Source organism: Aquimarina pacifica (assembly GCF_000520955.1).
In the GTDB taxonomy this organism is placed as follows: Bacteria; Bacteroidota; Bacteroidia; order Flavobacteriales; family Flavobacteriaceae; genus Aquimarina; species Aquimarina pacifica.
This window is the reverse complement of sequence record NZ_JACC01000043.1, coordinates 1-26,279: the sequence shown is the minus strand read 5'-3', so window position 1 is coordinate 26,279 and position 26,279 is coordinate 1. Positions and strand designations below refer to the sequence as shown.

General features: G+C 35.0%; 17 protein-coding genes. 14 read left to right on the top strand and 3 right to left on the bottom strand.

Features of this window, described 5'->3' with window-relative positions; translation table 11 throughout:
* Positions 1 to 35 precede the first annotated feature (35 nt).
* From DZ60_RS0118495 to DZ60_RS0118470, 6 genes are all read left to right on the top strand, one after another.
* A complete protein-coding gene (locus DZ60_RS0118495) occupies positions 36 to 380 on the top strand; it encodes a hypothetical protein (protein WP_025743507.1) in 345 nt (114 codons plus the stop codon).
* Between the two features lie 166 nt (positions 381 to 546).
* Positions 547 to 1,233, top strand: coding sequence for an aquaporin Z (gene aqpZ, locus DZ60_RS0118490; protein ID WP_025743506.1), 687 nt, complete (start codon positions 547 to 549; stop codon positions 1,231 to 1,233).
* A 167-nt stretch (positions 1,234 to 1,400) separates the two neighbouring features.
* Positions 1,401 to 2,495 carry a serine hydrolase domain-containing protein gene (locus tag DZ60_RS23440; RefSeq protein ID WP_025743505.1) on the top strand — a complete coding sequence of 365 codons (1,095 nt, stop codon included), beginning with the start codon at positions 1,401 to 1,403 and terminating at the stop codon, positions 2,493 to 2,495.
* A gap of 321 nt (positions 2,496 to 2,816) precedes the next feature.
* Positions 2,817 to 3,767, top strand: coding sequence for a sugar phosphate isomerase/epimerase family protein (locus DZ60_RS0118480; RefSeq protein ID WP_025743504.1), 951 nt, complete (start codon positions 2,817 to 2,819; stop codon positions 3,765 to 3,767).
* A gap of 102 nt (positions 3,768 to 3,869) precedes the next feature.
* Positions 3,870 to 6,200, top strand: a complete 2,331-nt coding sequence (locus DZ60_RS0118475; RefSeq protein WP_025743503.1) for a chondroitinase-B domain-containing protein — start codon at positions 3,870 to 3,872, stop codon at positions 6,198 to 6,200.
* A gap of 303 nt (positions 6,201 to 6,503) precedes the next feature.
* Positions 6,504 to 7,043: a pyridoxamine 5'-phosphate oxidase family protein gene (locus DZ60_RS0118470; protein ID WP_025743502.1), complete on the top strand. Its 540-nt coding sequence runs from the start codon at positions 6,504 to 6,506 to the stop codon at positions 7,041 to 7,043.
* Here the strand turns inward: DZ60_RS0118470 and DZ60_RS0118465 are convergent.
* The gene (locus DZ60_RS0118465) at positions 7,040 to 7,903 is read right to left on the bottom strand and encodes a DMP19 family protein (protein WP_025743501.1); all 864 of its coding nucleotides are present in this window, start codon (positions 7,901 to 7,903) and stop codon (positions 7,040 to 7,042) included. The genes DZ60_RS0118470 and DZ60_RS0118465 overlap by 4 nt on opposite strands.
* A gap of 109 nt (positions 7,904 to 8,012) precedes the next feature.
* Here DZ60_RS0118465 and DZ60_RS25795 point away from each other — a divergent pair, with 109 nt between their 5' ends.
* Positions 8,013 to 8,309, top strand: coding sequence for a hypothetical protein (locus DZ60_RS25795; RefSeq protein WP_394332034.1), 297 nt, complete (start codon positions 8,013 to 8,015; stop codon positions 8,307 to 8,309).
* A gap of 194 nt (positions 8,310 to 8,503) precedes the next feature.
* On the opposite strand, the gene DZ60_RS0118455 is transcribed toward DZ60_RS25795, so the two are convergent.
* Both DZ60_RS0118455 and DZ60_RS0118450 read right to left on the bottom strand, forming a co-directional pair.
* The gene (locus DZ60_RS0118455; RefSeq protein WP_025743500.1) at positions 8,504 to 9,676 is read right to left on the bottom strand and encodes an esterase-like activity of phytase family protein; all 1,173 of its coding nucleotides are present in this window, start codon (positions 9,674 to 9,676) and stop codon (positions 8,504 to 8,506) included.
* Between the two features lie 132 nt (positions 9,677 to 9,808).
* A complete protein-coding gene (locus DZ60_RS0118450) occupies positions 9,809 to 10,513 on the bottom strand; it encodes a 16S rRNA (uracil(1498)-N(3))-methyltransferase (RefSeq protein ID WP_025743499.1) in 705 nt (234 codons plus the stop codon).
* A gap of 419 nt (positions 10,514 to 10,932) precedes the next feature.
* On the opposite strand from DZ60_RS0118450, the gene DZ60_RS24455 reads away from it, so the two are divergent.
* The 7 genes from DZ60_RS24455 to DZ60_RS0118415 all read left to right on the top strand — a co-directional run bounded on the left by DZ60_RS24455 (position 10,933) and on the right by DZ60_RS0118415 (position 25,980).
* Positions 10,933 to 12,630, top strand: coding sequence for a hypothetical protein (locus DZ60_RS24455; protein ID WP_025743498.1), 1,698 nt, complete (start codon positions 10,933 to 10,935; stop codon positions 12,628 to 12,630).
* Between the two features lie 18 nt (positions 12,631 to 12,648).
* On the top strand, positions 12,649 to 13,914 hold the full coding sequence (locus tag DZ60_RS25480) for a hypothetical protein (RefSeq protein ID WP_025743497.1): 1,266 nt from the start codon (positions 12,649 to 12,651) through the stop codon (positions 13,912 to 13,914).
* Positions 13,915 to 13,926: 12 nt separating this feature from the next.
* Positions 13,927 to 15,174, top strand: a complete 1,248-nt coding sequence (locus DZ60_RS24445; protein ID WP_025743496.1) for a pyocin knob domain-containing protein — start codon at positions 13,927 to 13,929, stop codon at positions 15,172 to 15,174.
* 106 nt (positions 15,175 to 15,280) lie between these two features.
* Positions 15,281 to 20,248 (top strand): hypothetical protein, encoded by a 4,968-nt coding sequence (locus DZ60_RS0118430; protein WP_025743495.1) that lies wholly within the window; start codon positions 15,281 to 15,283, stop codon positions 20,246 to 20,248.
* Positions 20,249 to 20,250: 2 nt separating this feature from the next.
* A complete protein-coding gene (locus tag DZ60_RS0118425) occupies positions 20,251 to 24,150 on the top strand; it encodes an RHS repeat domain-containing protein (RefSeq protein ID WP_025743494.1) in 3,900 nt (1,299 codons plus the stop codon).
* A 434-nt stretch (positions 24,151 to 24,584) separates the two neighbouring features.
* Positions 24,585 to 25,118 (top strand): OmpH family outer membrane protein, encoded by a 534-nt coding sequence (locus tag DZ60_RS0118420; RefSeq protein ID WP_025743493.1) that lies wholly within the window; start codon positions 24,585 to 24,587, stop codon positions 25,116 to 25,118.
* Between the two features lie 253 nt (positions 25,119 to 25,371).
* Positions 25,372 to 25,980 carry a hypothetical protein gene (locus tag DZ60_RS0118415; RefSeq protein ID WP_034230130.1) on the top strand — a complete coding sequence of 203 codons (609 nt, stop codon included), beginning with the start codon at positions 25,372 to 25,374 and terminating at the stop codon, positions 25,978 to 25,980.
* The last annotated feature ends 299 nt before the right edge of the window (positions 25,981 to 26,279 follow it).

Genomic DNA, 26,279 nt, shown 5'->3' with positions numbered 1-26,279 from the left:
AAGCAACTGGTTTAGTAATTATTTTTTGATTCATAATGAAAGAAAATAGTGTAGTTACATCACTTAGCAAAAAATTGGGAATAAAACCAAATTCAGAAAATCTAATTCTGAATGTTCCTAATAGGTATACAGACTTCTTTTTTGGGTTTCCTGCTAATGTTATTATTTTGGATCAAACTTCTTTGCCTGATGAAAATATTGGGTTTATGCATTTGTTTGTAAAGACAAACGAAGCATTATCTTTTTACTTTGATTTAGGAAAATCGAAGATGAAAAAAGACGAAATATTTTGGATAAGCTTACCAAAAAAAATCCTCAAAAATTTAGATAGAATTAGACAAGTTTATGATTATGAAACATGCAAAGGATTCATGGTTTAGTAGATACAAAGGTAGCTGTAATTAATCAAAATTAGAGTGGTTATAAATTTGTAGATAGAGTTAAAGATAGATAGTAAAAAAATAGAATGCGAACATAAACAGATAGTTGTATGATAGTGAATACTCAGACATTAGTAATTTTTCGTATTAACTTAAAAATAAACAAATGAAAAAATTAGTTGCAGAATTTATTGGTACCCTTTGGTTGGTCCTAGGTGGATGTGGTAGTGCGGTTTTGGCCGCGGCATTTCCAGAGTTAGGAATTGGATTCGTAGGAGTATCATTTGCCTTTGGTTTAACAGTGCTAACTATGGCATATGCTATCGGGCACATTTCTGGGTGCCATCTCAATCCAGCAGTATCTATAGGATTATGGATGGGAGGAAGGTTTGATAAAAAAGAATTGATTCCTTACATCATTGCACAGGTTCTAGGAGGCATTGCGGGAGCAGGTATTTTATATCTTATTGCAACTGGTAAAGCAGGATTTGAAGTAGGTGGTTTTGCAGCAAATGGATATGCCGAACATTCGCCAGGGGGATATAGTATGGTGTCAGCTCTAGTAACAGAAGTGGTAATGACTTTTATGTTTTTGATTATTATTTTAGGAACGACCCATTCTAAAGCTCCAAAAGGATTTGCAGGTATAGCAATAGGACTAGGACTTACGCTGATTCACTTAATAAGTATTCCCGTAACGAATACTTCAGTAAATCCGGCAAGAAGTACAAGTCAGGCATTATTTGCTGGTGATTGGGCATTAGGTCAGTTATGGTTGTTTTGGGTAGCCCCTATAGTAGGAGCAATTTTGGCTGGTTTGATCTATAAATTTATTTCGCCCGAAGAAGAATAAATTACTAAAATGATATTATCATTTATTAATTAGAAAAATATAAATATAACATATAATTAATAGAGAAGTATATAAAAGCGACTTATGGTCGCTTTTATTATGTATAAGGCACAATTTTTGATAGTTTCCGTTATAAGATTTGAATGAGAAAAAATCCTACATAGTACATGAAGATATTTTTGTTACTTGCCGTTTTCAGTAGTACATTTTTAATGTCGCAAAATAAATATACGTATTCTATACCTTCTAAAATCAATGATGGTTGGGATACCGAAGATATTATGACAAAAACATCGGATGCTACATTGTTATATAGGTTATTTAATCAATTAAATAATGGTAAGCATAAGCTTCATAGTACACTAATAGTAAAAGATGACAAAATCATATTAGAGGAGTATTTTGACAAAAATACTATAGAAACTAAGCATGATATGAGGTCCGCTACAAAAAGTGTTATTTCTATTGCCATAGGGATTGCAATTGATAAAGGAATTATTGCCAGTATCGATGATCCTATACTGAAGTATTTACATGATATAAGTCCCAATAAAAATATAGATAAAAGAAAAGAAAAAATAACGATACGGCATTTACTAACAATGAGTCCTGGCCTAGACTGTAATGATTGGGATAAACAATCAAAAGGTCAAGAAGATAAGGTCTATAAAAAAAACAATTGGCTTCAGTATACACTAGATTTACCAGTAATAAATGAACCAGGAACTACTCCGTTGTATTGCTCAATGGGGACAGTTTTGGCAGCAGAAGTAATAAGTCAAGCTTCAGGAATGTCGTTTGAAGATTTTGTTAACATGTATTTATTTACTCCTCTAGGTATTAAAAATGTGCACTGGGGACATACAAGCAAGAGAAAAGAAATTATTTCATCTGCAAAGCGATTGTATATGACCTCGAGAGATATGGCCAAAATAGGGAAATTAATAGTACAAAATGGCCAGTGGAACTCGAATCAAATTGTATCCCAACAATGGATTGAGAATTCGACAGCAATTCATACAAAGTTAAAGGGCATTGAATATGGTTTTCTGTGGTGGAAAATACCGTTTAAAGTTGCCCAAAATAAAATTATGGCTACAATCGCTTCAGGAAATGGTGGTCAATATATTATGATTTTCAAGGAGCTCAATATGATCGCTGTTTTTACAGGTGGAGCATATAATTCTCAAGAAGGAAAATTGCCCTATGCGATTGTTAATGATATTTATTTACCAACCTTCGTGAATACCAAGAACAACTAATCTGTGGCACAGAAGTACTGAAATATTCGTTTTTCATTGAATAAAGGGTAAAGTGAATAAGGTATTAGAGCCTATAATGGGATGCTGTTAAAAACAGTCTATTGATAATGTGTTACTTTAAGTGGTGAAAAACATTAAAATTTATAAAAAAAAGAGCAAATTTATAAATAAACCGAAGAATTAATAAAAAAACGAAAAAATATAACAGTAGCTAAAAAAGTCATATCTTTCCTCACCAATAACGACTATTTTTAACCACACCGTTGATACAATATTATTTAATTACTAATCTTACGTTAAAGATATAAATAAGTTTTTTAAATGTACTCTAGGAGAAAATTTGTTAAACATTCAGTGTTGGGAGCGATAGGAAGTATTCCGTTAGCGAGTTCTGCAAGCTCTATTCTTACTAATACCATATCAGATATAAAAGAATTAGAGCTGTTTGTGTTTTCTAAACACCTTCAGTTTCTTAATTATAAAGATATGAGTGAAGCTGCAAGAGAAATTGGTTTTGATGGGATTGATTTGACAGTGAGGCCTAAGGGACATGTCTTGCCAGAAAAAGTTGCTGATGATCTCCCGAAAGCAACAGAAGCAATGAAGTCATTTGGTTTTAAAAATCAAATGATTACTACAAGTATCAAAAATGCCAACAATCCAATAGATTCAAACATCTTAGAAGTAGCAAGTCAGCAACAGTTTATGTATTATAGAATGGGGTGGCTTAAATATGCTAAATCAAAAAATATCATAGAAAGCGTTAACGTTTTTAAAGATCAAGTCAAAAAATTGGCACATCTTAACCAAGAATTAGGGATAAAAGGGACCTATCAGAATCATGCTGGATATTACATGGGATCCTCTATTTGGGATCTTGATCAAGTGCTAGAAGGTATATCAAAAGATCATATGGGATGCCAGTACGATATTACTCATGCTACTGTAGAGGGAGGACGTAATTGGGAGCTAGGATTCGAATTGATAAAAGATCATATTAATAGTCTGGTGATTAAGGACTTTAAGTGGGAAAAGGTAAATGGTAAATGGAAATCAGTGTACGCACCTATTGGCGAAGGAATGGTTGATTTTAAAAAATTCTTTTCTTTGTTAAAAAAACACAAAATACAGGTACCCATTTCAATGCATTTTGAATATCCTTTGGGTGGTGCAGAAAAAGGAAAAGAAACCATTTCGGTAGACCAGAAAGTAGTTTTTGATGCTATGAAGAAAGATATTGAAACACTAAAGACATATTGGGCAGAAGCCTAACGAACAATCAAAAACAAAACTATATAGACAATAATCAATTTTTTTATAATGAATTTAAATACCAAGGATACTATTTTTAATTTTTCAACAAAATATTCGACTATGAAACGGATTTTTATTTTTTTAACCATAATAACAACTTTGTTTAGCTGCAAGAAAGGGGATACTCAAGAAACTATTGTAGGTTCTGTAACTACTTTAAATAATGCTGAAGAACTTAAAAATGCAATCAAGGAAGCTAAACCTGGTGATGAACTTGTTTTGGCAAATGGAGTATGGAAAGATGTAGAGATTAAGTTCACTAGTAAGGGTACAGAGGATAAGCCAATTACACTTCGAGCAGAAACAGCTGGTAAAGTATTTATAGAAGGAAAATCGTATCTAAAGTTCGGAGGAGAACATCTAGTTGTAAGTGGACTTTATTTTAGAAATGGATACACACCATCTAATGCAGTAATTGATTTTAAGGTTAAAAAAGATCAAGTAGGAAACTACTGTAGAGTTACAAATTGCGTTATTGAAGATTTTAACCAATTAAAAAGAGACATAAAAGATCACTGGGTAGAGTTTTGGGGTAGACACAATCAATTAGATCATTGCTACATTGCCGGAAAGTCTAACGAAGGACCAACGGTACGAGTAGAAATCAAAGGAAATAGAAATATCAAGAATTTTCATCAGATTGTAAATAATCACTTTGGTCCAAGACCAAGAAAGGGTGGTCCAAGAGGAGAAACAATTCAATTAGGAGATAGTTTTAGTTCAATGTCTCCTAGTAATACTACAATTGCTAATAACCTGTTCGAAGAATGTAACGGAGAAGTTGAAATCATTTCTAGTAAAACTAATTTTAATATTTTCAAAAATAACGTTTTCTATAAGTCAGAAGGATCTTTGGTTACGCGACATGGTAACTACGCAACTATAGATGGTAACTACTTTATTGGAGACGGTGTTTCAGAAAATTACGGAGGAATTCGATTAATAAATACAGGACATACAGTAATCAATAACTATTTTTATAATATCAAAGGAAAAAACTTTAGAAGCCCTTTGGCTGTAATGAATGGAATTCCTAAGTCACCTTTAAATAGATATAATCAAGTAACAGATGTTACCGTAGCCTATAATACTTGGGTTAATTGTGATTCTCCTTTACAATTTGGTGTAGGAACGAATGTAAGTCAAAAAGATGTGTTACCACTTTCAGAAATACGTTCTGCAAAACCTATAAGAACAGTGGTTGCAAATAACATTATTTATAATGAGAAGGGAGATGCCACGCCAGTAGTTGCTCATGATTCTATTAATGGAGTAAAGTTTAAAAATAATATCATCAATAATCAAGGGGTTTCTTTTGAAGGTCCAAAAGGGTTAAAAGAACAAACAATAGCAGTTTCTAAGATAAATGACTATTTGCTAATTCCCAAATTAGAAGGAAAAGAGGAGGTGTATAATGGGTTTGGTTTTGACGAGATAAAAACAGATCTTTTTGGTAATTCTAGAGAAGAGAGTAATGCAATAGGAGCAGTAAGTGTTGCAACGACAACTGATCCATTTATTTTGGATAAAAAGAAATATGGTACAGATTGGTTCTCTAACGAAAAACCAGAAACAAAAGCAAAAACCATTGAAGCTACTACGGCGGCTGGAGACTTAGCAGCCAAGATTGCTGGAGCCTCTGATGGTGATATTATCTCATTAAGTCCTGGTGAGTATACGTTTGATTCATCATTGGTAATTAATAAAACAATTACCATTCAATCTAAAAATGCAGACGAAAAAGCACAGTTGTTATATGTTGGTAAAGAAGGAACTCCTGCTTTTGAGATGAATCCTAAAGGTAATCTTTTCCTTAATAATGTAGTGATCAAAGGGCAAAATACACAATACGCCTTTGCAAGTCTCAAAGAAAACATGTCTAGCTTATACAATGTAACTGTTGATGGCGCAGAGATAAGTAATTTTGATTATGTGCTAAAAGCATATAAACAAACTTTTTCTGATGATATAATATTCAAAAACTCAACTCTAAAAGATTGTGCAAATGGTATTGAGTTGTCTCAAGAGACGAATGATAAAGGAGATTACAACGTAGAATTTTTGACAATTGACAATTGTCAGTTTGATAATATTGCAAGTAATGTCATTGATTATTATAGAGGAGGATATGATGAGTCAACAATCGGAGGTAATCTGTCAGTAACGAACAGTACATTTACTAATAGCGGAAGCAAAGAAACTAATGGGATCTTATTAAACCATAGAGGTATTGTCAATGTAAATATCGCCAAAAATACATTCAAGAATAATAGAGTAAAACTAGTAGCTATGTTATGGGGAGCAAAAAATAATACGCATGCCGATAATGAAATAGTGAACTCAGGAAAACTGATCGTAGAAGAAAATATAAAACTTAAGTTGATGTACTAATTTTTTAAACATCAAACTTTCTTTATACTTATAGAAATTGCCTGATACCGTATGTATTGGGCATTTTTTTTTTAAGTGTTATACTACTCAATTTAGAATTTAATTAAAAGTAAAATGATGGTTGACGGGTATATTATTTAGAAAATTGCTTTAAAAATTTAACTGGATTTAGAAGTTTATTTATGTAGATGTATAGAGTTAGTCGTTTCTCAAATTTGTTTTTTCATTCATTACCAAACTATAAGAGGATTCATTAAGAAATTGTATTTTAGTTATGATTAAAAATCAAAATAGTAAGATACAATGGCAAAAAGGGGAACAGAAATTACCGAAGAACTCCAAGAATTCATCAGAAATCAAAAAATTTTCTTTGTGGGTACAGCAGCCAATGAGGGCAGCGTTAACATTTCGCCCAAAGGGATGGATACTTTTAGGGTGCTAGATAAAAATAGAATAGTTTGGCTTAACCTTACAGGCAGCGGAAATGAAACTGCCGCACATTTGATAAAAAATAATAGAATGACCATTATGTTTTGCTCTTTTAGTGATAAACCTCTTATTTTAAGACTTTATGGTACTGCTGCTATTTTTCACGAAAAAGACAAAAACTATCAAGAACACATACAGCTTTTCCCTGAGTTAGCTGGAGCACGACAAATCATCGAAATGAACGTTGATTTGGTACAAACCTCTTGTGGGTTTGCAGTCCCGTTTATGGATTTCAAAGAAGAAAGAGGACAATTGCAATCTTGGGCAAAAAAGCAAGGAAAAGACCGTCTGATAGCGTACAGAAAAGAGAAAAACAGTCATAGTATTGATGGTTTTGAGACAAATTTACCCTAGACATTCACCACTATTTTTTCAAACTTTTCTGGATTGCCTTTAATAAAAGAAATTCTTAATTCTTTCAGGCTCGATTCTAATTGATAATAGCGATTTTGAATATCGCTTCCCGTTTGTTTTTCTATAGCTGGAATATCAAGTTCTAATCTTGCTTTTTCAACATTTTCATGAAAATGAGCATATAGTTGAATAGATTCTGAAAAAATATCTAATAAAGATGTGTTTTTTAGTAAACGAAATGAGGAATGCATATCAATGATAAGATCCGATGGATCATCTTTGAAAACAGCATATAGATGATCGAATCCTCCACTTTCAAGTTCCCCTTGTATTCTATGATTAAGCATAAATAAATAAAACTCCTCACTAATAGATTTTGTATATGCTATATCTGATTCAAATTGAAGAATTTTTTTTGCTTGGTCTATATGAAGGGGGATCATTCGGTCCAGATCAAACCCATCCAATTGTGTAATAAGATCTTTGGTGATATTGATATAGATATAATGCGGGTAAAAATAATCTGATTCAGACTTTGTCGTAGACACATCCAAATCTTTTAGATCCGGGTAATAAATTTGATAATCATATTGTTTGGTCTCATCAAACTCCAAAGTAAACTTATGCGGTGATAAACCCAATTCGTTTTTAAGAGAACCCAATTTATGAGGTAAATCATAGAGTGTATTATTTTCTATGCCCAACTCTGAGACATCTCCTTTTTTTCTTTTTTTAAGCATACTATTGTAGTAATAATTCCCACTAATTCCACCATCTTTAATGGTTATAAAACATGAAAATTTTCTCTTTTTGATGGCTCTTGAGTGTTCTAGAACAATTTTTTCAATAAGGGTCTCCATAGAAATATCTTAAGCTTGAATATCAGGAGGCAATCTATTAAATAACAGTTTTTTTTATTTTATATTTATAATATTTTTAACTAATTTCTCCTTTAAAAAAATATATCAAATGAAGAATAATATATTTTCAGAAGATACGGTTCAAGCAATCATCTCTAGGATTAATCATCTAACTCCAGACACCCAAGCAGAGTGGGGGAAAATGAATGTAGGTCAAATGCTAGCCCATTGTAATGTTACTTACGAAATGGTTTATGATAATATACATCCCAAACCTAATGGCTTTGTTAAATTTATGCTCAAAGCTTTTGTAAAGGGAAAAGTCGTATCGGATAAACCCTATGCAAAAAATGGTCGAACGGCTCCACAATTTGTAGTGACATCGTCTAAAGATTTTGAAGTCTAAAAAACGAGGTTACTTGATTATATTCAGAAAACGCAAGAATTGGGAGCGGATCATTTTGATGGTAAAGAGTCTCATTCATTTGGTAAGTTAACAGTAAAAGAGTGGAATACTATGTTTTACAAGCATTTAGATCATCATTTAACACAATTTGGATCTGTATAAATCTTGTTGAAAGTAAAAAATATCTAAAAAACTTAGGGAACTACCTTTAAGGCAATTATTTGATTGTATTGAGGGAAAAATGAATTAAAATTGTTATCAGAAATGACAACAATCGTTCTGCTTCCATCTTCTAGTGTTGGGCCAAATGTGATACCTTCGAGATTATCAATAGTACCATTGGTAAGGTCTTTGCGTATGGTGTCAAAATCAAAAAGTAGGGTTTTGGTGGCTTTGGTATAGGTCGCAGCTACAAATGTATCTATTGATAATGTATTGGTAGCATTGGTAGCATCTACCTTATAGATTTTTACCGTATTTCCGCCGTCGATATATCCAGATGAAAAAGAGCGTTCTAAGGCAAGAAATTGCTGGTCATCATACTCTAGAATTTCTACCAATCCATTGACTTTAAATTCTGTTCCTAATGCAGGTTCTCGACTAACGGGATCTAGTTCATAAGCAAATTGACTCTCGGGAGTACCAGATGTTTTATCTATTTTAGTAATTCGAACCGGAGATTCGGTATCTGTTATATCAGGTTCTGGGCCGTCTTCTATAAGAGGCAACTCAAAAGAAACCCAATACCCTTTTTTGTCAAAACTTATTGATAACCCTTCCAAAACTCCATTATGTCTTGGGCCAGAGGTATCATCACTACTATTAGCTTTAAAATTAGTAGGTAATGTATAATTTTTTATATGATCACCTTGTATTGATATCTCAATAAGAGCAGGATCAATTCCGTTATTGATAGAACCTTCACTGGTATAGAGTATATTTCCAGAACTAGAATCAAATCTTATAGATTCTGGGTCAACAGGAGTTTTTTCAAATGTAGTGCCAGCAACACTTTTTATTTCTATCATATCATCGATAGTGACATTCGTAAACCCATCTTTTGTATAATTAAGATTTGCCTTATAAAATCTGATCGGAGGTGTTGAGGTATCACAGATAAGATACCAAGTATTATTTTGATAGTCAATACCAGATAATCCACCAATAGGTACTCCTTTAATTTCTTGCTCTTCAATAATAAACTCGTCTATAAACTCAAGCGAAGTAATTGTATTTTGATCAACTACTACAACGGTCTCATCATCGGTATTCTGTGGATTCGTTTCTGGATCAGAGTTGTTTGACGAACAACCAAAGCATAGTGTTAAGAGGAGATAAAAAATACAGTTGATGTTATTTAGAATCATAATATCAATTTAATTATAAATATATTGATTTAATAATACAGAAGATAAGAAAGTATATAGTTTAACCTTAATTTAAAGGATAAATATAAGCCCAACATAATTTTGATCAATTTTTTAAAACTATAAAATTTATTAGGAATTAAGGAATGCTACACTGTGCGCGGCAACAATGGCTGCTGTTTCTGTTCGTAATCTTGTTTTTCCTAATGTAATAGGCGCATACCCTGCAGATAAGGCTGTTTCAATTTCTTTAGAAGAAAAGTCGCCTTCGGGACCAATAAGGAGCGTTGTATTCCCCTGAAGGGTAAGCGTATTTTTAAGACTATTCTTTTTTGTGTCCTCGCAATGTGCAATTAGCAATTGATCGTTACGAGTTTTATTTATAAAATAAGAAAATGAAACCGCCGGATTTATTTTTGGCACATATGATTGCAGTGATTGTTTTACAGCACTTAGAATGATACGTTCATAGCGTTCTAATTTGATAACTTTTCGTTCACTATGATCACAAATAATAGGAGTGATTTCATCAATACCTATTTCTGTTGCTTTTTCTAAAAACCATTCGTAGCGATCATTCATTTTTGTGGGTGCAACAGCTAGGTGTAATCGATAGTTTCTTTTTTTGGCCTCTGTAAACGAAACAATTTGAGCAATGCATTGAGAAGGATTAGAAAACGTGATTTTGGCGGTAAAGAGCATGCCTGATCCATTGGTAATATGCAATAGGTCGTTTTCTCGTTTTCTTAGGACTTTAGAAATATGCTTGCTTTCTTCCCTTGAAAAGTTAATTTCTTTGCTGGTTTCGGTTAAGGTTTGATTATAGAATAATTGCATTGTTATTTGTCCTGTTCCTAATTTTTAGTTGTAGTTCTCAAATATAGGGTATATGGGGTAATTCAGTGTTCATAAATCCAAATTCAATAAGAAATAGTTTGTTGTATAAGGAGATTCAAATAAAAAGCAGGAGTAAGACTTTTGAAATTTGAATTTTTTGCATAAGCGTAAACGGTAAGATCTAAATAATCGTATTCTAATTTTTTTAGGTTTTAATCTTCTTTTATTAATTAAAAATGACTTTTGGCTGGTTATCTTTTAAATATAGTTCCTGTTTCCCCTGTTAACAGGGTTTTTAAAGATGTCAAAAACCCCCTTAAAATAGGGGGTGTTTTTTGACTAGATACTGGGTGTTTTTTGATGCTGTTTTTTTAAAATTTTTGCACAAACACAAACACTAATAAATAAAGGAGAGACTGATGAAAAAATCATATGTAGTATCACTAGTTATTTTAACTTTTTTTTTGACTCAAACCAGAGCGCAATTTACTACTTCGGGAATTAATACAACAACGACAAACAATGTTGGGATCGGAACATCTGCACCTTTAAGTCCTTTATTTATTTCTGGAGAAAATCAGACTGAAGGCCCAAGTATTCCAAAAGTATTGGCCGTTTCGGATCCTTCAGATGTAACAAAAACAATATCCTTAGGATATGATAAAATTCTGGATGTAGGTGTACTAGCTTCTGTAGATACCGGAACAGGGTGGAAAAGTACCTTGATACAACCCTATGGAGGTAATCTTGGGATTGGAGTAACAAGCCCATCTTCTAAATTACACCTAAGGGGTGATATGAAAATTGAAATAGGAGAAGGTTTTAGAGTACATGGCAATAGTAATTATTTTGGGGCTAATTTAGATGGGATTATTTTTGAAGCACAAGATAGTAATGGGTCCAATGGTGTTGTAGATGGTGGTTTTGTTTTTAGAGGTTATACCCCAACAGATCAAGTGGCACAAGAATGGATGACGATCAGAAATGGTGGTAAAGTGGGTATAGGAGTAAGCATTCCTACCTCAAAACTACATGTATCAGGCGATGTTAAAATAAATGCTGGTGAAGGCTTCAAAATACATGGCGATGGTAATTATTTCGGGACCAATTTAGATGGGATTATTTTTGAAGCACAAGATAGTAATGGGTCTAATGGTGTTGTAGATGGTGGTTTTGTTTTTAGAGGTTATACCCCAACAGATCAAGTGGCACAAGAATGGATGACGATCAGAAATGGTGGTAAAGTGGGTATAGGAGTAAGCATTCCTACCTCAAAACTACATGTATCAGGCGATGTTAAAATAAATGCTGGTGAAGGCTTCAAAATACATGGCGATGGTAATTATTTCGGGACCAATTTAGACGGGATTATTTTTGAAGCACAAGATAGTAATGGGTCCAATGGTGTTGTAGATGGTGGTTTTGTTTTTAGAGGTTATACCCCAACAGATCAAGTAGCACAAGAATGGATGACGATCAGAAATGGTGGTAAAGTGGGTATAGGAGTAAGTATTCCTACCTCAAAACTGCATGTATCCGGAGATGTTAAAATAAATGCTGGTGAAGGGTTCAGAATCCATGGCGATTCAAATTACTTCGGAACCCATCTAGATGGAATCATCTTCGAAATGCAAGATGTGAATAGTTCTAACGGAACTACGGATGGTGGTTTTGTTTTTAGAGGATATACTCCAACAGATCAAGTAGCAAAAGAATGGGTGGTTATTAAGAGCGGAGGTAATGTAGGTATAGGAACTTCGATACCCAAAAACAAACTATCTGTAAATGGTACTATTTGGGCAAAAAAAGTAAAGGTTCGATTAACGGATGCTGCGGATTGGGTATTTGAAGATGATTATGAATTACGCCCTCTTTCAGAGGTGAAGTCTTTTGTGTCAAAGAATAAGCACCTACCCGAAATCCCCTCTGCAGCAGAGTTTAGAGCCAATGATATGGAAGTGTCAGAAATGACAAATAAGTTACTTCAGAAGATAGAGGAGTTGACTTTATACACAATACAACAAGAAGAAAAGTTAAAGACTCAAAAAGAAATCAATAGCACATTAGAATCACGCTTGCAAAAAATAGAAGCGGTGATAAAATCATCAATCAAATAAAAATAAAAAAATACATATATGAAAAAATCATATAGATTCATTGTGCTTGCTTTTTTCGTTTTCAGTACTTCGAGTATTCATGCCCAGTTTACAACTTCAGGAATCAATACGACCACCTTAGATAATGTTGGGATTGGTACCGAAAGTCCAGAGTCCTTATTGCATTTACGTAAAAACCAAAGTTTGGCATCTTATCCAACTCAAACATCAAGAGGTGATTCATTTCAGGTATTTACCAACGCTAATAATTCACTTGAATTTGGTTTGGCAGGAGGCAGTAACACAAGACGATCCTGGATATTGTCTAGACATAGCGATTTAAGTGGTGCGTATGGCAAATATTACAATACATTACACTTGCAACCTGATACAGGTGATAAATCTATATATAGAGGAATTGCCATTGGGTATAATGCCAATGAACATATTTCTTTAGGAGCACATTTAGCTGTAAACGGTAGTGTTGGTATTGGTACGACTGCACCTAAATATGGTAAACTTCAAGTGTACGGAAATGGATCAGATCAAGGGATTAATTTGTGGACAGATACAGGAGCAATGACGTCTAGAATTTGGATCGATAATGAATTAGGTACATTTCATTTAACCAAAGGGGGTAGCCCTGCCAATGGTATTACAATAACAGAAAGTGGGAATATAGGTATTGGTACACCTAATCCTCAACATGGAAAACTTCAAATATATGGTACTGGATCGGACCAAGGTATAAATCTATGGACAAATTCTGGAATATTGACATCTAGAATCTGGATTGATAATACATTAAAAACGTTTCATATTACCAAAGGAAGCAGTCCCGATAAAGGAATTACTATTGCCGAAACTGGTCATGTAGGTATAGGAACTTCGACACCCAAAAACAAATTATCTGTAAATGGTACTATTTGGGCAAAAAAAGTAAAAATTCGATTGACAGATGCTGCGGATTGGGTATTCGAAGATAATTATAAATTACGCTCTTTAGCTGAGGTGCAATCCTTTATAGATGAGAATAAACACTTACCAGAAATTCCTTCGGCGTCAGAATTTAGAGCCAATGATATGGAGGTGTCAGAAATGACCAATAAGCTCCTTCAAAAGATAGAAGAACTTACGCTTTATACCATAGCACAACAAGAAAAACTAGAACAGCAAAATCAGGTGCTAGCCTCTCAAGAAGAAGTATTAATAGATCAAAATATGGCATTGATAGATCAAAAAAATATCAATATAAAATTAGAAAAACGTCTAAGAAGATTAGAAGCCATTTTATTAAATAAGTAACATGTATTTTTTATGAAAAATCAACTCTGTTTTATTATATTTTTTGCCTTAGTGACAAATGTTTTATTTTCACAAACTTTTAGTACCAATGCCACCCCAGTAGGGTTAGAACATAACATATTGTTTAATGCAACAAGCCACTATACAGTTACACAAACAGGAACTGCTCTGTTAAATTTACCAAGACTATTTGATGGCGCATTTCAGCCTTCTTACACCGCTACAGGCCCCACGATAGAAAGCCCTACCGTGATTACCATAGAAGGGTTACCACAAGTCAATAGACAAAGAGGAGCATGGGTAGGTTGGTCTACACGGTATTGGGAAACCAAAAACTTTAAGATTGAGGGGTATGATGATCAGTATCTTGATGAATGGGTAACCCTTGCAGATTATTCGACTACAGATTATCCCAGTGGATCTAGAGATTTTAATATTAAAATTACTCAAAGTGGTTCGTATACAAAATTAAGATTTACGTTTTATACAGCAAGAGGGACAGATGGCAGATTAGGAATCTCCGAATTATTTTATATACATCCGGAAGCAACGACCCCGTATGCAAATTTAGGTATGGGAATTTGGAAACAGGAAGGAACCGAAGTGTCTTCTAGTGCTTCGGTAATCAAGGCCAATACCTTACTTATTAATGATTCAAATACTACAACAGACTGGAATACATTATGGCAAAGTGGTTTTTATCAAGGAAATAATGCTGCTAATTCGCCACATACGGGATGGTTATGGGGAATAAATATGAATCATACCTCGAATAGCGAAACCTATAAGTATAATGGTCAATTGGCTATTACTAATACATCAAGTAGTCCCAAAATGTATTTTAGAAGTACCAACAGGGATGGAGAAGGTACCTGGGTCAAAGTAGTACATGATAATGGAGATCAAAAAATTAATGGGGGGCTTACCGTGGCAGGAGAAGTGTATAGTCAAAAAGTAAGAGTGAGGATTGATGCAGGAGCCGATTTTGTATTTGAAAATAATTATGATTTACCAAAACTAGAAGATGTAGCCTCGTTTGTAAAACAACACAAGCATTTACCAGAAATTGCCCCGGCAACTCTTATGGAAGCAGAAGGGTTGGAGTTAGCTGAAATGAATATTAAACTCTTACAAAAGATAGAAGAACTCACCTTATATACGATTCAACAAGAGGGGAAATTAAATGCTCTAGAAGAAAAACTAAAAAGAATGGAAGCTTTAGAAATTCGTTTAACCAAGTTAGAAGCTACACCAAAATAGAATTGATTTTTTTTAAATATAAATGAATGGATCATAGGCGAATAGATTCAAACATCCTCCCTCTGAACCAAGAATATAATTTGTCAAATACTACATATCACGACACATGCAAAAGAAAAGTTTTATACATAGAGCAATAGCATTGTTTTTAATATTTACCGTGCTTTTACCTGTTTTTACTTCGGTGAATCAGGTATGGGCAAATAATAATGGTCCCAATGCACCCGAAGCCGCTAGTTTTGAACCGGTAGATGCCAAAGACATGGTAAGTCTTTTAACAGGGGATTTTACTTATGTATTGCCGGTAATGAATGTTCCTTCTCCAGAGGGAGGATATCCTATAGCATTATCCTATCATGGAGGGATTCCCATGGATTTACAATCAAGCTGGGTAGGATTGGGGTGGAACCTCAACCCCGGGGCTATCAATCGATCCATTAATGGCTATGCAGATGATTATAATCATGCAAAAATAGAAAATTATTTCTATGATACAGGAGAGACAAGTGTTTCTTATAATGTATCCTTTGGTTGGGGGGCTGGAGCCTATTCTATAGGAATTGGCTATTCTTGGGGGAGCCATCAAAGTTCTGCGGGGTATATAAGCGTGGGGTATGGACCAGTACAAGCACAATTTGGGACAGGTCAATATGGGTCTTCTATTGGGATTGGTTATGCTTTTTCAGGAGGACTATCATTAGGTGCTACTTTGTCCTCTAACGGAAAAGTTAGAGGGAATATAGGGTATAGTTTTGATAGTAACGGTGCAGGATACAAAGTAGGGGCTTCTTCAGACGGAACTTATTCAATGAGTGTTTCTGATACAGATGGAGGCATCTCGATGGGAACCACATTTTCATCAGAGGGAGTTGGGTTAACCGTAGGTGTATCTAGAGAAATTACGGATTTCAAAGGGAAAACTTATACAGGAACCACAACTGTAGGAATTGGTCCCAATGATTTTTCTAACAAAACTCTTACACAAGGAGATTACACAACAAATCAACGTAGGTCTGGGGTTAATTTAGTAATTCCAACGAATGTAGGAGTATTTAGTTTTGGGTATAGTAAACAGAAAGTCACTTATTTTGCAGGAAAAGATACAAATACCTTAATTACGGGACCTGTGAATTTTGGAGAAGTGATTGATTCTGATAGGTATTATTTAGTTTTTTGCCAACGTTGGCATAGTGCACCATGGAAAAGAAAGCAAATACTTAGAAGTTATGCTACTTTAGAAGAAGCTGAGGAAGCTATTCCGTCAATAGAAGATGATTGTTTTAGTGGAAACTGTTATGAATGTGAATTGCAAGTTGTAATTTCTGGAGAAGCTTTTATGGATACCTACGAAATACCATTAGAAGATGGGGGTAATTTTGCTAAGGATTTTCATATTCAACAAAATAACCCAGCATTTCCGGCCTATGATAAGTACAATGTACAGGCCCAAGGACTTTCTGGTAGTATACATCCTACTCTGGTAGACAATGGGCGATTATTTGGTTTATCAAAAGATACCGAAGATTTTGAAGTAAAGTATTTGTTTGACGGTTTACAAACAGATGAAGGAGAACTTAGTTCTGATTTTTCTTTTAGAAAAAGACCAGAGTTTTATTTTGATAATGAAATATCAACTTATTTGGCAACTCCGAAAGCAAAGTTTTTAAGTGCAAATTTGGTATTGTCTGCCGAAACATTAAAGGATGTTTTTTTAACTCTAAGTGGCAATGAATTAACGACCAATCGTTTTGCGAAATCCAACCATATCGCTTATGCCACCAATGGGGAATTGTTAGACGATAATGCTCAAGAAAATTTCTTAGCCGTGAGCACAACGCTTGACAGATCCACATTACCCCAAAATGGGATCGGTGCCTATAAAGTAACCGCTGCTGATGGTAAAACGTATCATTATTCATTACCCGTCTATAATCACGAAACGGTATCCCGTAGTTTTGGGATGGTTCGTCAAAGACCAGAGGAATGCGAATCTTATTTAGAAAAACGACAATTAGAACCCTATGCTACCCATTGGCTGTTAACCGCAGTAACCGGACCCGATTTTGTAGACAATGGAGATGGTATTGCCGGAGATGGAGATTTAGGATATTGGGTCAATTTTGACTATGGCTTGTGGTCAGATGCTTTTGTCTGGAGTGCACATCCTGATGAACCTTATGTCGAAAGTGAGAGCACATCTAGAATTAAGACCTGGACAAAAGGGCGTAAACAGCTCTACTATTTAGATAAAATTACAACAAGAACACATACTGCCTTATTTATAAAAAGACAAGTGAAGAGCAATCCCTCTCTGGAATGGGAATATGTATCGGTACCACATAATGGATCAAGACAATTTTGTAGTGATTATACAGAAAAGTTTACGATTCCGACACATAATCGTTTAAAATTAGAGAGAATACTTTTGCTTAAAAATGAAGACCTAAACTTAGAAAAAGATGGTGGGACTGATATTTCTGGAGAAGTAACAGTTGCCTTTAATGATTCTGACAAAGGGGAATATGAGGCAAGGTATCATCTTAATCATAATGTATATGACAATACCGATGATTGGGAATCGCTACAACCTCATGCATTAAAAGAAGTGGTATTGAGTCAGAGTAATCGATTATCTAATGAGCAACTTACTTTAGATGCTGTAACGTTTAACGGAAAAAGGGGAGCCAATCTTTTACCTCCCTATCGCTTTTCGTATATAGAAGATGATCAATATGTTTATGATAAAGAAGACGCCAATAATTGGGGGTATTATAAGGAGAATCCCAAGTTATGGTCTATGGATGAGATTACGACGCCACAAGGAGCACAGATAAAAGTGGGGTATGAACCTCATGATTTTAGATCCGTTATATCCCATGAGTATACCTATAGAATTGAGGATTATGAACTTAGAGGGGATTTGACATTTGATTTTGAAGTGGATGATGTATTTGATATCCAAGTGGGGAATATATTGCAGATAGAGTGCGATTTTCAAATTAATATAGAGATGACATCCTGGGTTTGGGATGAAGAGGTAGGAGGATATGATGTGTATTATTCCTATGATCATGTAGAATATACAGGAGATGTAACAGTAGAAGAGGTGATAAGTTCAGGAGATTCTAGGATGGTTACGGTACGTTTAAATGGAGCACCAACGGTCACAGAAAATCGAGGAGGTGCCGTTTCTATGCTCAATGAGTTGGATCAACATGTAATAGAGGAAGAAGCCAATGCATCTGCTCAATCTAAGCAAATCCTTATATTTAATACAGAATCCAATGACAATTTTCTTTCTGCTCAAGCAGGGATTCGGGCTAAAAGTATTACGATCACGGATGGGATTGATGAGTTTGTATCAGAATATACCTATGGAGAAAATGAAGATGGCATCGGTTGGGTGACCTATGTGCCTTTTGCACCTTTTGCCGATGAAGATGTGCCTTATAGTAGTGAGCTACCCCCTTCCAGACCCATGTACGAGTATGTAACCTTAACCTCTAAAGATGCCAATAACAATAACACCGGTAAGATGGTATATGAGTTTAACGTACTAACAAATAAGGCTGAGGATCATATACAATTTGATGATTTTTATGAGTTAAGTATCAATCGGAGCGAATCTGCCTCCAATACATCGGGTAAAAGTGTGTATATCGATGAGTATGAGATCGAAGATAACCTAAATTCTATTGGACAATTATTATCAGTATCATCTTATAATTCTGAGGAGCAATTACTATCAAAGTTGTCTAATGAATACTATGACAGAGACGAATTGCCAGAAAGTATGGGAGTTGTACAAGAATCTTACCAGACCTATAAACAAATAAGCTATCATGAGGGTGAGTATGAGGGAGAAGTGCACTGGAAAGTTAATAGCTCGACTCGGGTAAAGTACCCTAACCTGTTGAAGTCGAGTACAGAGCTTAAGGGGGGTGTTGCCTATACCACGACTTATGGAGATTTTGATCCGATTTCAGGACAAGCAAAAGAAGTAACTTCTACTTCTAGTCTCGGTTTAGCTATGAAAACCGTCAGTACTCCGGCTTTTTATAAATATCCAGATATGGGAAGTAAGGCTGATGGTGTTGATAATAAAAATATGGTAAGTCAGGCGACCCAAACATTGTCCTATTTTAAGGAATATGATTCGAATATATGGCAATTATATGGAGCAGCTGTTGATACCTGGAAGAATTGGGGGAATGATATCTGGCGTAAGCATCAAGCATATACTTGGAAAGGGGCATTGAATACCAATGGTAGTTATAAAGATTTTATAGCTTTTGATTGGAGCACTGGTAATCAGGTTGAAGAATGGTCTAAACTTTCTGAAGTGACCAAATACAGTGAGTATTCAAAAGCTCTAGAAGTAGCTGATATCAATGGGAATAAAGTAGCAACCAAATTAGGGGATAACTATGCAAAAGTTATAGCAACAGCTGATGCAGCATTTGATAAGATGTTCTATACTGGTTTTGAGTATTCTGGTGATTTTAAGAATACGAACCGATCAGGAGGAATCACCTTAACAGAAGGAATCATTGTATCAGGTACAGCACATACAGGAAATCAGTCTTTTCGAGCTTCCGAAGAAGGTGAGGCTATCGTAACAGAAGTAGATGGCTATGGTAGTTATAAGGCTTCGGTTTGGGTACATAACAGTAATTATGAAAACACTGTTGTTTATGTCCATACATTTGGCAAAGACGGAGGTTATACTTTTAATTATAACCCTAATGAAGTAATAGAAGCAGGAGATTGGGTACAATTAAATTTTGATGTTACGACTATCATGTCTACCAAAATTTCTTTGTATTCTACTTCTGGAACTACATATTTTGACGATTTTCGATTACATCCAGTAGATGCTTCCATGACCAGTTATGTTTATAATGAATGGGATGAACTAACTCATATTTTAGGATCCAATAATATGGGTACTCAATATGAGTATGATGATGCCAGTCGTTTACATAAGATGTATACCGAGGTGGCAAAGAATGCTTCCACAAATGGAGGTTTCAAATTAATTAATAAAACCGATTATAACTATAAAAATCAATAACGATGCGATTTCCTATATATAAATTTTTAATGCTTTGGTGTATTGGAATTTCGTCCCTTTATGCGCAAACTAGTGGTAGTTTTACCGATGAGAATAGTAATTATGTAACTTCTGAGGTGTATGATATTACTGGTAAAGCTTTAGTAAAAAGCCGAGCTTACTTTGATGATTTTGGGAAACAAATCCAGAGTCAAGCATGGGATGTAAAAACAGAAAAAGTATGGGCTTCTCAAACCTTGTATGATGAACAAGGAAGAGCCGCATTGCAAACATTTATAGCCCCTATTGGAAACAATTTTGGGTATAAAAGTAATTTCGTATTAGATGCAGGGGGGGCGATATTTAGTCGTTCTGATTTAGGAAGTAGTACCGTGGATCCTGCTATGGTAAGTACTTCAGCAAATACTCTAGGAGCATACTATAGTAACAATGGAGGCGAAGCTTATCAGGATGTTACAGATCGACCGTATTCCAGAACTTTATATGATGAATTAAACCCGGGGAACAGCCTCAAGACCGTTGGAGGGAATAAAGTAGATACTACCGGAGATGGTACTCCAGATGGATATCCACAAGGATTTAGTTATACCGTTTCGGCAGCCCAGGAATTGTTTTATGCTTTTGGGAAAGACCGATTTTTTGAGATTATTAATAGCAAAACCCATTATGTTCCTACGATTCTTAAAACGGTGACCATTGATGCCCATGGCGCAGAGAATATAATTTTCACTACTCTTGAGGGAGCGGTGTTAGCCAGTGCACGTGCTGGCGAAGGACCTAAAAAGCAGGTGGTCTCAATAATGGGCGATCAAAAATTTGTAGATATCCATTTACCTAAAGGTTGTGATGGAGATATAGTTTTTTGGGATGGTTCTGCAAACTACCGTGTATTTGATTTACAAACGGGGGTAGAAGTGATTAATAAGGATAACCTTCCGTCTGGTGTTTATAGGATTGTATCCTTAAGAGAAGCCCCTTCTGAAAATAGTATTACGATTGATGAGAATGGGAATTTTTACCCATTAGTGTCAACGGCACAAGGGGTGACGTATCATATTAATTATTACGATTATACCCTGAACTACTATGATGAAACGGGCCGACTAAAACAAAGTGTACCTCCTATTGGTTTTGATGAGGACGCCTATGCGCAATATAATTTAACAGGTCCGGTATCTCATATCAATTATGATCTGGCATCAAGCTATACGTATGATAGTTCGGGGCAGTTAGTTTACAGTCACGATGTAGATCGTGCAGATGCATGGTTTAAGTATCGTGCAGACGGTCAGCTTCGTTTTTCGCAAAACACCAAACAAGAAGAAAATAATGAATTCTCTTATGCGAACTATGACCTCAAAGGACGACCGGTAGAAAGTGGAGTGTATACAGAGAACAGTACTTATAATTTTAATTTTTCAAATGCCAATGCCTTAGATGGGATTCTAGAAGAAACTTTGCAAGATATAGGATATGCCAATGATGAAGATGCGTTAAAAAATCAGTATTGCAAGGAACAGCATTTTATAATATATGATCGCAATGATGATCTTGCTCGCAGTAATGCATTTGGTTCAGATAGTAGAAAATCGAACTATGCTCGTCAAAGCTTTGTACAAGGGAATGTGTCTAAAACCTTTACGCAAAACCCTTCGACGACAACTACTTGGTATAGTTATGATATCTATGGTAGAGTGGTTTGGGTCGTACAAGAGATAGAAGGGCTCCCTGAGGTAAAAACTATCGATTACACATATGATGATATTACAGGAGCTATTACAAAAATGTATTACCAAAAAGGAGTCTCTGGAGAAGAGTTTGTTCATCGATATACCTATGATCCCGATGATTTGAGTTTAGTTAAAGTAGAAACGGCAACTAGTGATAGCGGTCCATATATGGTCCATGCGGACTATACTTATTATGAGACAGGAGAGCTAAAGCGTTTGGAATTGGCAGAAGGCTTACAGGGAATGGATTATGTGTATAACCTTAATGGAGCCTTAAAAGCGATCAATCACCCAAGTCTGCAAGCGAGTCAGGATCCGGGAGGAGATAGTAACGACCAGTTTGGGATGATTATAGATTATTACTCAGGAGATTATAAACGCTCTGGAGTCCATATGGGGTCAGGTGTTGCTGGAACCAATCAGTATAATGGAAATATCAAGGCTATTCGTTGGAACAATAAAGCGGTAGATACAAGGATTGATGGCGAAAAAACCTATGCATATAGTTATAACCGAGATAATTGGTTAACCGATGCAACATTCGGACAAAATTTAGGAGGAAATGTTGAAGGCGAAATAGTAATTAAGCGAAATGAAGAGGTGACAACCGATATTGCTGCTTCAGAAGAAATTGCTTTAGAAGAAGGCGTAGATATTGTAGGTAGCGCTACCGAAATCACTCTTACTATTGCTGGCTTTGTAGCGGATGCATCTCAGGATTATGAAGTGTCAGGAATTACTTATGATGCCAATGGAAATATTCAAAGCCTGAAACGTACTAAGAATACCGAAGCAGGGAGTAATCAGATGGATGATCTCTCTTATGTATATAGAGGAGATAAACCCAATCAATTATTGCGGGTAGAAGATGATGTAACGACGCCTACAAATGCAGACGATATCAAGACACAAAGTGGTAGTAACTATCTATACAATAGTATTGGAGAACTGATTGAAAATAATGAAGAACAAGTAGGGTATGTTTATGACGTCAGTGGTCAGGTCAGTGAAGTAACTCATCAAGGGAACACGTATGTAAAATTCTATTACAACGATAAAGGGCATCGGGTACGAAAAGAAGCATATAATCCCACGAATGGAAATGTATCATATACAGATATCTATGTTCGTGATGCTTCAGGAACACCAATGGCAATTTATAGAGATGGGCAATTGGTAGAACATACGATTTATGGATCGGGTCGTTTGGGAGTGTATAAGCGATCTGGGAATCAAACCATATATGAACTTACAGATCATATTGGCAATGTACGTGCCTTAATAGATAGAGATACCGGGGATAATGCTTTGGCAGGTACCGACTATTATCCGTTTGGGATGCCGATGCCTAATAGAAATATCCAGGGAGATTACCGATATGCCTATCAGGGACAAGAAAAAGATACTGAAACAGGCAAAGAAGCTTTTGAACTACGTTTGTGGGATGGGCGTATCGGACGTTGGTTAACTACCGATCCTGCTGGGCAATATGCATCGCCATACCTAGGGATGGGGAATAACCCTATCAGTCGTATTGATCCAGACGGGGGGATGGATGAGGAATCTCGTACAGAGGAGGTTGTAGTTACTGCTAACCAAGAGGATTATAGTGTAAGTTATTGGGATTCATTTATGTTTACCTGGAATTTACGAAGAGATCAGATCGATTATTTGGCCTCAAATGCCGTTGATCATTATATAGAAACAGGAAACTGGTTAGGAGGTACCTTAGCAGCAACATTATTATTTGATAATCAGTTTAATACTGTTGTTTCCCTAGGTACAGGCAGTATAGGTACAAATGGGTTGAAAAAAGGCATAACCTGGACAGGTAGACTTTCGGCAAAAATTTTAAGTGCTAATATTTTTAAAGGAGGATTAGTGTTTAAGGATTATAAAGCTCTTAAAGGAGGAACAGAAACTCTAGCTTATATTCGAACATCAACAGGGACGCAAAGAATTAGTACTGAATTTCATCACGTATTTATTCCTCAACGATGGCAAAGGACTTATAATTTACCTGATTGGTTGGTTAATAATAGATTAAACGTTTGGAAATTAAACTCGATACAACATGCTCTTATAGATCCTCAAAGATTTCGGTTTTTAAATAATGAAATTAAATCTCAAGTTGGTTTTTTTGGATCTTATAATTGGTTTACAAGGTTTTAAATCTAAGGGCTCTCCGAAGTTGCAAACTTCGGAGTTATTACAGATGCAAAATATACCAACAATAAAAAGTTGATTAAACCGCTCAAATACTTCAGAATATGATAGTGAGGAAATATTTTCCGTACTTTCCATGAGAGTAGTAAACAACTTCACTATGAAAAAGCAAAAGCTACCTCAATACGGAGTAGCTTTTTTAATTCTTGCAAAGTTATTTTTTTGAATTATTTCTATGCTCTAAACAATTTCCAAGGGTTGCCAAAAACCCCCTGAAAACAGGGAGATATGCTACCTATTGATTTTCTATCTTCGACCTCGGAAAAGGAATAATTATACTGGAATCAAGGAAGTTGGTAACTTTGCTGATTACGAGTATATAATCATCAAAAAATTAAAACAATTTTAGGTCTTTGTTATAAGGCTTCAAACAATACACTATGAATAAATTAGCATTACCCATCGCCCTTATCGCATTGATCGCATCTCTAGGATCGTTTTTCTACTTACAATCATCATCAGACTTAGTGTATGTAGATGTAAATAAATTATTAGATGGCTATAAACGAACAAAAATTGTAAAAACAGAATTTGACAAAAAAGCCAAAACCATGAAAGCCAATGTGGACAGTCTGATGTCTGATTGGCAGAAAGAACTTAAAACCTATGAAAAGGAACGTGTAAGTTTAAGTAAGAAAGAATTAGAGCTTAAACAAGAGTTACTGGGGACTAAACAACAACAAATCAATAATTACCAACAAGCAGTACAAAAACAATTGCAAGAGGAGGATAAAAAGGTAACTCAAACGGTTATTAATGATATCAATGATTTTGTAAAGGAGTATGGCAAAAAGAAAGGCTATAAAGTTATTTTTGGAGCGACTGGTAGTGGTACGATTATGTACGGAGAAGAATCCTCTGATCTAACTGATGAAGTCCTTGAAGAATTAAATGCCGAGTTTGAAGGTAAATAAAGTGAAAGGTTGAAGACGGAAGACGGAAGACGGAAGACGGAAGACGGAAGTTAAAAAGAAGAAGTGAAATAACAAGTTTCTAAAATAATAACTTCCATTATTCGATCTCGGACTTCCGTGTTCTGACACCTAGCCGTCTAGAATCTCAGACTTCGAACCTCTGACATCTGACAACCGACTTTGGGAATCCTACAATTGATTAATGAAAAACTTCAGACATCCTACATCGGACTTCCAACTAAAGAACACAGACTTGAAAAAACTAATATTAATATTTACCGGATTTTTACTTTTAATCTCTTGTAATAATACGATTTTTGGTACGACAGAAGAATTATGGGAATACCTAAGAGATCCTGAGCATGAATATCTTCAGACCAAAACCATCAATGGGGTGAATTTTTCTATAGTATATAAACCCACAGATTTGTTAGTCGAGCAGGAATTGGGTAAGGAAAGATCCATATCCAAAATCGATAGTTTACGTAATAAGTATGGAAAATACATGTATTTTAATGTATCGATGTCCAAAAATAATCAGGAACTCTTAAGTAATGTAGCAGGAAATAAGCAGCAGTTCGGTGCTATGGTCAATGAATTGGCTTTTGGGATGAAGCAAAAGATACATCTATATACGCCTAAGAAAGATACTATAGCCATGGCAGATTATATATACCCACGTATGTATGGAATGAGTGGTGCTACAACAATATTGTTGGTGTATCCTAAAGAAGAAAAGCTAGTAGATGCAGACCATTTTAATTTGACTATAGAGGATTTAGGGTTTTATACAGGAGAGGTCAAGTTTAAGATTCCGACAAAGATTATAAATAATGAACCGCAACTGAAGTTTAATAATTGATAGTTTTTTGGTATTGCATTCGTCTGATTATTTAAATTCAAGTGGTTTTACAAAGTGATAGCTCTATTTATTGTTTTAATTATAAATTGTTAGTAATTTTTTCTCACAAAAAGAAGTGATTTATATATTGATTTTTATAGCAATTTTCTAAAAAGATTACCTAAATAAAAATAGCAAATACTTCTAGATTAGAATATTGATTCTAATCTAGAAGTTCTGAATAAAAAGACAGATAAGTTAGTTGGCCCGTAGAGCTATTATTTGATTAATTATGGTAGTATCTCATTAACTGTGTAAGT